The organism is Neobacillus vireti (genome assembly GCF_036962465.1).
GTDB lineage: Bacteria > Bacillota > Bacilli > Bacillales > Cytobacillaceae > Neobacillus > Neobacillus vireti_B.
In genome coordinates, this window is sequence record NZ_JBALNF010000042.1 from 46,180 (window position 1) to 54,162 (window position 7,983).

Genomic DNA, 7,983 nt, shown 5'->3' on the forward strand with positions numbered 1-7,983 from the left:
TTTTAAGTTAAAACAAAAATACCTACTCCTCTTCAGCAGGTATTTCTATTTAAAAAAACATTATACGGTGTAGATTTGTCTAGTAAAATTCTCAACCAACTCCATCGAAATTGGTTTACTAAATAGTAACCTTGCATTTTATGACAGCCAATGCTGCATAAGTAATCGTATTGCTCGAGCTCCTCCACCCCTTCTGCCACCACATTCATCCCGAGGTTCTTCCCCATTGCCACCAAAGAGCGGCAAACCGACTTTTGACTGGAATTATGGTTAAGGTCTTGGATAAAGGATTTATCAATCTTGATTGTATTAAACGGGTACTGAACCAAGTAACTAATCGAAGAATAACCGATGCCGAAATCATCTAAAATGATATCAACCCCAAATTCCTGTAACTCTCTCATCGTCTTCAAGGTTTTCTTAACGTTCGTCATTGCGGTCCGTTCCGTAATTTCTATTTTTAAAAAATCTGCTGGTAACTTGTACTGTTTTAACGCACGTTTAATGGTTTCAATGAAATTATCTTGATGAATTTGCCGGGCTGGAACATTAATCGAAATATAAAATGGAGCTAAGCCCTGATCCATCCAACGCCGCCGTTGGCTGCAGGCGGTATATAACACCCAATTACTTAGCTTTATGATAAGGTCCGATTCCTCCGCGATTTGGATAAATTCCCCTGGAGGAATATTTCCCAATGTCGGATGTGCCCAGCGCAGCAGTGCCTCCAAACCAATAATCTCGTTCGTATTGACATCCATAATCGGCTGGTACTCTAAATACAACTCCTGATGTTCGATTGCCTGGTGAAGATATTGCTCGAGCAGCATTTTTCTTGAAAGACTTTTGGACATGCCCGTTTGATATTGCTGGATTCCTGTTTTATTTTCCTTTGCCAGATACATGGCATGATCGGCCCGCATCATGAGCACGTCCGCTTCTTGACCATGGTCAGGAAAAATACTGGTCCCAATGCTGACACTAAGCCGGTATTCTTGGTCCAGTATCTTAATGGGCTGGGCCATGACACTGCTGATTCGCGCAGCCATTTCATCTATTGCCTGGCTATTGGGAAGATTTTTTAATAAAATGACAAACTCGTCCCCGCCCTGACGCGAGAGGATATCATCCGACCGTAGATTTTCCTTTAACCTTCCGGCCATCATTTGAATAAATTTATCACCCATTTTGTGTCCCAATGAATCATTGATGTCTTTAAAGCGGTCCAAATCGATAAATAAAATCCCGACAAAATGATTCTTTTCGGTCGCCTCAATCAAGGCTTTTTGTAGCTCCAAATCCATTTTTCTTCGGTTCGGAAGCCTTGTTAGGGAATCGTGAAAGGCAATATACTCCAGCTCTTCTTCGGTCTTTTTTCGATGGTCGATATCCACAATGACTCGGTCATAACGGATAAGGCTATTTGTGAGGACATCATGAACGGGGGTAATATAATCTGAGATCCACTTATAGCCACCATACTGTGTACGAATCCTGTATTCTAGTTTGGCAGAGCGGCCACTTTCGATGGACTGCAGCTGTTGCAGGACTTGGTTTTTATCACTTGGATGGAGGATATCCTCCCACAAGCAGGTATTTTCAGTTAATTCCTGCTTGGTATAACCTAAAATAGGTTGGCAAGCTGAGGATATCGCCACGGTTTTCATTGTTCTGGCATCGACTGACCATAAACAGATGTTCATGTCATTAAGGATTTTTTCCCATCGAGGGGTGTTAGCTGTTGCAGGAATCCATTCCATTTGTTCAGGCTGTTCGAACATAAAGCCGAGAATTCCTTGGATCCCCCCACCGATTTCAAGTGGAATGGACAGGATTTGGACAGGGATACTGGAGCCATTTTTATGACGAATGGAAAGTTGCAGCTGCATTTGTTCTCCTGAAAGAACACTTTTAAGATGGTGAATGGCTTGTTCAATGTAATCATCGTCTAGTTGAGAGATGAAATTTCTTTTGAACTCTGTTTCTCTTGGGTACCCGGTGAGACGTATAGCAGCCTCATTTGAAAGGACAATGGTGCCTTCTAGGTCGAGAATGTAACAGGGAAATGGCAGATTTAACAGAATGGACTTAAAGGATCGGATAAAAGTCTTTAAATCGGAGTGCTTGCCTTGATTTCTCATAGAGGGCTCCCTTCAGCGGAATGTGGAGATACATCTTTATCATAGCGAATGATCCACGTTTTTACTGTTTGAAATGTCACTTTTTGGGGGCGTTTTTTGACAAAAAATATGTTATTGAATATAACCCGTGGGTCAGCTACATGAGTTGTCTAATTAGATGAGCTCTATTGGACAGTACCCGGCGGGCTTCTTCGCGTTTTGTCCTTTAGACCGGTTCTACTGGACACTACTCGCCGGGCTTCTTCGCGTTTTGTCCTTTAGACGGACTCTATTGGACAAAATCCTCCTGTCTCCTGCGTTATTTGTCCATTAGACGGACTCTATTGAACAAAATCCTCCTGTCTCCTGCGTTATTTGTCCATTAGACGGACTCTATTAGACACTACCCGCCGGGCTTCTTCACGTTTTGTCCTTTAGACGGATTCTATTGGACAAAATCCTCCTGCCTACTGCATGATTTGTCCATTAGACCATCTCTATTGGACAGGATCCGGCGGTCTCCTTCGTGTTTTGTCCTTTAGACGGATTCTATTGAACAAAATCCCCCTGTCTCCTGCGTTATTTGTCCATTAGACGGACTCTATTAGACAATACTCGCCGGGCTTCTTCGCGTTTTGTCCTTTAGACGGATTCTATTGGACAAATTACGAAGGTGACTAGTCATACTGTCAAATAGCCACCTTCTAATAGACTAAATATTCAAGTCCCCCTCGCAAACTGTCCAATAGAAATGCCTTCGCGCCCCACCTTAGCGGACAAACGTAATAAAATCCACATTTACCGGTTCGAATCCGTCTTCTCGCAGCTGCCGATTAATTTGGCCTCGGTGGTACTGACCGTGAAGTGCTACATGCGTAAGGATATCTCCGACTGACGTTGAAAACTTCTGTCCGGTACTATTCTTATACATGATTAAATCTTCCAAGGTCGTCTCAGTCAAACCTGCAAGAAATCCTGCAAAGCCTAGTTTATTTTTTTTCACCAGGTTGGAACACTCCTCAATCGTAAGCTCTGTCCAGATTGCCTGAGGATTGCTGTCTAAACCTTGAAGACGATTAAACCATACCTCTTCCGCAAGCAGGAGATGGGAGAAGAATCGTTTAGACTGGTGGTTCCGGTCCCCTATAGTTTTCAGCGCCTCAAGGATTTGTTGATTTGCCCAATTCAAATGCTCAAACATCTTCATAATGGTAATCATGGTCCGCCCCCTCTATTATCTCGTCCTAAGATTCTTTAATTCACGAGCCAATTCAATTAATTCCTCTTTTTGAAGTAATACATCAACATACTTACGCGGCAGACCCTCGAATCCACAGGCCATTCCCGCGAGACCCCCAGCAATCGCAGCCACTGTGTCACTATCATGACCTTCATTTGCCGCTCCCACTACGACATCTGTAAAAGTTTCAGCGTGTAACAGCCAATAGAGGACCCAGTTCATGGTATCCACGACATAACCACTAGGAAGGCACGTTGGCCTTTGACCATTGAGGACAGATTCATAGATTGTTCCTTTTACCTCTGCACTAATCGTTTCTTTTAACTCTGCCCCCTGAAGAACACGGTAAGCGATTCGGTTGTATAGGAAGCAAGCATCATCTGCCTTCGAATCATAATGCGTCATTTTTGATTGTTTTCTCGTCACAGCTTCGATTTCATCTAGGTCCTTATAAGCTAAAGCTGCTGGTAAACAGCGCATTAAAGTACCGTTTCCCGCTGACAATTCGTCAAGATACTCAAAGTGAGCCTTTTTAGCCGTCTCAAACCAGTTTCCGTTAAATGAACCCAACACAGTCCGCACAATAATGCCTATGTCCTTTGGATGTGAACGATACCATTTTAAAAACTCATTACCGATTGCCTCGATTGGGTCTCTGGGATTCTTCAAGATCCCTTTGGCAACTGCGATTGTCATGGCCGTATCATCCGTGGTCTCCCCTTTTTCCAGGCTCCAAACTCCGCCGCCGCTGATTTCTTGTAATTGCCCATATTGCGTTTGTATTTCCTCTTTCGTTAAAAATTCTGTGGTGCCGCCTAAAGCATCACCGATGGCGAACCCCACTAAAGCACCTTCCATTTTTGTTAACATAAAAATCACCTCGCCTCTATCTTACAACACAATTGTAAAAAATTGGTATATAGATGCGAATTTGCTCCTTATAACAAAAACGGAGATTATTTTTTAAAATAATAAAATTAAACAATCAAATCATAGTAAATTCGACTGAATTTACCCAAAAGCGGCTCCAAATATTTCATTTTAATAGCCAAAACAATCGGATAAGCTTCTATTTCCCTTAAAATTGGTAATTGTGGAATTCGCCGTAAACCTCATTTCTCGATATGGTAAAGCTACCTAGGAATTTGATTGGAACGTGCGCGGGTCCTCGAGAGGTTTTTGTAGTGGATAACTTTGAGGAATTAGTAGAACAATACACACCTATGATTCATCGAATCTTACACTCTCTTTCGATTTACCGTAACAAAGATGAATTCCATCAGACAGCGTTAATTGCACTCTGGGAAGCACAACTAGGATTTGACCCCCAAAAGGGAAGCTTTACGAATTATGCTTACAGCTATATCAAAGGGAAGTTATTACTTGAGCTGACAAAGAGCAGTCGGTATGAGGCCGGAAACGTGTATCCGAATGAAGAATATTGGGAAGTAGTCGAAGGCGATTACTCCGATATTCCGCTGGAACGGGAGCAGCTGTTATCTTATTGTGAAGGTTTAACGAAAAAGGAAACCAAATGGGTTGTGGCTGCCTTTGTAGAGGATTTGTCTGTTAAGGAAATGGCAGCACGGGAAAAGGTTTCAGTTTCGGCTGTGAAACAGTGGAAACTGAGTGCCCTTAAGAAACTGCGGGCAAGTCTTGCGTTGTACTAAATATTTTAAAAAGAAACAGAGGCCATTTCGCCTCTGTCTCCTTCTTTTTAGTTAGAGATCGTGAAAACTCTTCCCGGCAGCGTCTTGACTTTGCCGGTTTTTCCCGTTTCCCTTATGGTTATCGTATGTTTGCCGTTACTAAATCCTAACGTGTTCAGCACAAAATGGTAGCCGGCATTCCCATTATTAAATTCTGGATACAGTTTTTTCACATCTGCTCTTACATCTCCGTAATCCGCCCGGCCGACGACTTTCCCGTCCATTAGAACCTCAAGGGTGGAGACGATGTTTTCATCTAAAAACCAGCCTGATATCGTTTTGCTTCCACTGATCGTAGTATTGGCTGCCGGCTGATCAAGATATCCTCTGACATTCGAAATCGTGAAGGTTTTTGTCGGTAATATGGAAACCAAACGGTTTCTTCCTGTTTCCCTAACCGTAATAGAATGGACTCCATCGGCTAATTTTGTTGTATTGAGAAGATAATGATAACCGGCATTGGCATTGTTGTATGTAGGATAGGCCTTTTTTATATCTGCTCTTATATCGCCATAGGAAGCTAGACCAACTACTTTCCCGTCTACCAGTACTTCAATCTTGGCAACATGGCTTTGGTCCAAATACCATCCTTTTACGTTATATTGTCCCTTAGTTAGTTCCTTTGTTACCGGAGTTTCTAAAGCTCCTTTTGCGTTGGAAACCGTGACAACCCTTACAGACAATGTATCCGTCCAGCCATTTTTCCCTGTTTCCTTAACCGTAATCGTATGTGTCCCATTACTCAATTTCTTTGTGTCCAATCCATAATGGAATCCAGCATTTCCATTGTTGTAATCAGGATAAGCCTTTTTCACATCCGCTCTTGCGTCACCATAGGAGGCTTGGCCGATTACTTTTCCATCGACTACTACTTCAATTTTTGACACATCACTCTCATCTAAAAACCAGCCTGATAGATTGTAAGTTTCATTGATGGATATACCTTGACCAGGTTTATCGAGGTAACCTTTTGAGGATCCGTAGGTTATCGCCTGTCTGCCAAATTGCTCCCAGCCTCTAATGAAGGAGGTTCGGGATATCCTGCGGTTTTTAATAATAGCAAGTGGATCATTAAAGTAGACATAGTTTGAATCATAACCAGTAAGCAGGACACTATGCTCATGAAAGGTCATTCGTATTGGCCCTGTTGGTGTTTGGATGGTTTTCCACTGACTGCTCGGGACCGTGTTGAAGGTACTAGTTGAAATGACCCAGACCGGTTTGCCTTTACTCAATTGTTTTAAAATCACATCGAATGATTTTCCAGTAAGATCAATGGCATTGGTATATCGATTGGCTAATTGATAAATGGGGCCATGATAGACAGAATAACCGATCTTTCGCCCGGTAATGTCCCCAACAAAGCCGGTATTGGGATTTCCCCAGTAAATCGTGCTTCCAGAAGCTCGGTAAGGTGTCGGGTCCTTTTTCACTTGATTGGCTAATCCCATTTTGGTTACATTAATTCCTTTGTACCGAAGCAGCATGGTTAAGCTCGTAACCTCACAGCCATTTTTCAATTCAGGTAATTGCGAGATAAGCGGTACGTTCAGTGTTGACTGCGCATAAGAGGCAGCAGGTAATAGAAAACTGACCGCACTGATGATCCCAAAAGCAATCGCTGATGAGATGAATTTAAATTTCAAACGATTCAATTGACCCACTCCTTATCTTTCTCTTTATTAATTAATTAAACAATTAAAAATTAATTTTTCCTTAACTAAATTACCAAATATGGAAGATATCTATTATTCTAGCAGGAATTTCATGGTAAACATAGTCCTTAAACCCTACTAAGCAGCTTTAGAAACAGGCAGTGAGGGGCCAAACGATCTAATCTTTTTTTATCCCGGCCTGTCCTTTTGGCCTCTAAATCTATATATATAAGGCGAAAGGAGGTGATAAACATGGCAGAAGCATTACTAGAAGGAACAAAATTACGCTTGGTATTTGATGGAGGCATCGATAATGAAGGAAACCCTATCCTTAAATCAAGAACATTCAACAACATCAAAAAGGAGTCAACCGTCGACCAGCTATATCAAGCAGCACAAGCCATCTCAGCACTATGCAAAGACCCACTAAACAGTGTAGAACGCACCGACAACCTCGAAATCCTAGGCTAAGCCTTCGTTGCGGAGTAACTTGAAGGCAGAACGAGGTGTCCGCCTGAGATAGACAGTGTCCACGTTCAGTGCCTGTCACCATTTTTACTAATGACACTAATTTCACTAATGACACCAAGGATACCGAGTATACTGTTAACACCATTAATAACTATTGTACGAGGAAAAGGAGGTGAGTAGTATGGCAAAGACGTTGGAATTGCAATTTGGAACGGAGTACGGTAAGACAGCCCGCATCTCGGTTGATAATCCAAAGGAGCCGATTGATGAGGAAGTGGTTAAGTTATCGATGGCACAAATTATTGCTGCGAATGTTTTCACAACTGGAAGCGGCAAATTAGTGGCTTCAAAAGGAGCTAGGGTGATCAACCGTGACGTAACAGATTATGAACTTGCCTAATAACGGGAGGCCGGATTCGCATTGAAGCCGGCCTCTTCTTTATTCAACAGTCTCATTAGAAAGGAGATGAGTATGGTGGAACAAATCATTCCCCTCATAAGTGAAGTGGGATTTCCGATTGTCGTGTCCCTTTATCTGTTATATCGCATTGAGTCAAAATTAGATTTAGTCGTCCAGTCGATCCAAAATCTCCCCGACCGAATGAGGGAGCGGGCTTAAACTAAAACTGCCACCCTGTAAAGTTACCTAATAACGAGTCACTGGGTGGATTTCTTGTTTTCTTTAAAGAATGACTCTATTTTTCTAACCTTTAAGAATAATTGGCAAAAGTCATATTGGAGGTAGCCTCCCACATCCTGACTAGTTACTCCTCCTCCTCCTCCTCCTC

Annotated in this window: 8 protein-coding genes; 4 read left to right on the forward strand and 4 right to left on the reverse strand. The window is 42.4% G+C overall.

Annotated features, from left to right (window positions below):
- Positions 1-32: 32 nt before the first annotated feature.
- The 3 genes from V7077_RS18050 to V7077_RS18060 all read right to left on the reverse strand — a co-directional run bounded on the left by V7077_RS18050 (position 33) and on the right by V7077_RS18060 (position 4,230).
- Positions 33-2,141, reverse strand: a complete 2,109-nt coding sequence (locus tag V7077_RS18050) for an EAL domain-containing protein (protein ID WP_335504451.1) — start codon at positions 2,139-2,141, stop codon at positions 33-35.
- A gap of 748 nt (positions 2,142-2,889) precedes the next feature.
- Complete coding sequence (locus V7077_RS18055; RefSeq protein WP_335504453.1) at positions 2,890-3,339, reverse strand: DinB family protein; 450 nt, start codon at positions 3,337-3,339, stop codon at positions 2,890-2,892.
- Between the two features lie 15 nt (positions 3,340-3,354).
- Positions 3,355-4,230, reverse strand: a complete 876-nt coding sequence (locus V7077_RS18060) for an ADP-ribosylglycohydrolase family protein (RefSeq protein ID WP_335504455.1) — start codon at positions 4,228-4,230, stop codon at positions 3,355-3,357.
- 314 nt (positions 4,231-4,544) lie between these two features.
- On the opposite strand from V7077_RS18060, the gene V7077_RS18065 reads away from it, so the two are divergent.
- Positions 4,545-5,030, forward strand: a complete 486-nt coding sequence (locus tag V7077_RS18065; protein WP_335504458.1) for a sigma-70 family RNA polymerase sigma factor — start codon at positions 4,545-4,547, stop codon at positions 5,028-5,030.
- 47 nt (positions 5,031-5,077) lie between these two features.
- Here V7077_RS18065 and V7077_RS18070 read toward each other — a convergent pair whose 3' ends face one another.
- A complete protein-coding gene (locus V7077_RS18070) occupies positions 5,078-6,724 on the reverse strand; it encodes a C39 family peptidase (RefSeq protein ID WP_335504460.1) in 1,647 nt (548 codons plus the stop codon).
- Positions 6,725-6,976: 252 nt separating this feature from the next.
- Here V7077_RS18070 and V7077_RS18075 point away from each other — a divergent pair, with 252 nt between their 5' ends.
- From V7077_RS18075 to V7077_RS18085, 3 genes are all read left to right on the forward strand, one after another.
- Positions 6,977-7,195, forward strand: coding sequence for a DUF1659 domain-containing protein (locus V7077_RS18075; RefSeq protein WP_335504462.1), 219 nt, complete (start codon positions 6,977-6,979; stop codon positions 7,193-7,195).
- Positions 7,196-7,376: 181 nt separating this feature from the next.
- Positions 7,377-7,595 carry a DUF2922 domain-containing protein gene (locus V7077_RS18080; RefSeq protein ID WP_215047260.1) on the forward strand — a complete coding sequence of 73 codons (219 nt, stop codon included), beginning with the start codon at positions 7,377-7,379 and terminating at the stop codon, positions 7,593-7,595.
- 75 nt (positions 7,596-7,670) lie between these two features.
- Positions 7,671-7,814, forward strand: a complete 144-nt coding sequence (locus V7077_RS18085; protein ID WP_335504464.1) for a YvrJ family protein — start codon at positions 7,671-7,673, stop codon at positions 7,812-7,814.
- Positions 7,815-7,983 lie beyond the last annotated feature (169 nt).

Bases quoted from the DNA above. Each gene is read 5' to 3' on its own strand.
- V7077_RS18080 (WP_215047260.1), top strand. From the start codon at position 7,377: ATGGCAAAGACGTTGGAATTGCAATTTGGAACGGAGTACGGTAAGACA.
- V7077_RS18050 (WP_335504451.1), bottom strand. From the start codon at position 2,141: ATGAGAAATCAAGGCAAGCACTCCGATTTAAAGACTTTTATCCGATCC.
- V7077_RS18055 (WP_335504453.1), bottom strand. From the start codon at position 3,339: ATGATTACCATTATGAAGATGTTTGAGCATTTGAATTGGGCAAATCAA.
- V7077_RS18060 (WP_335504455.1), bottom strand. From the start codon at position 4,230: ATGTTAACAAAAATGGAAGGTGCTTTAGTGGGGTTCGCCATCGGTGAT.
- V7077_RS18075 (WP_335504462.1), top strand. From the start codon at position 6,977: ATGGCAGAAGCATTACTAGAAGGAACAAAATTACGCTTGGTATTTGAT.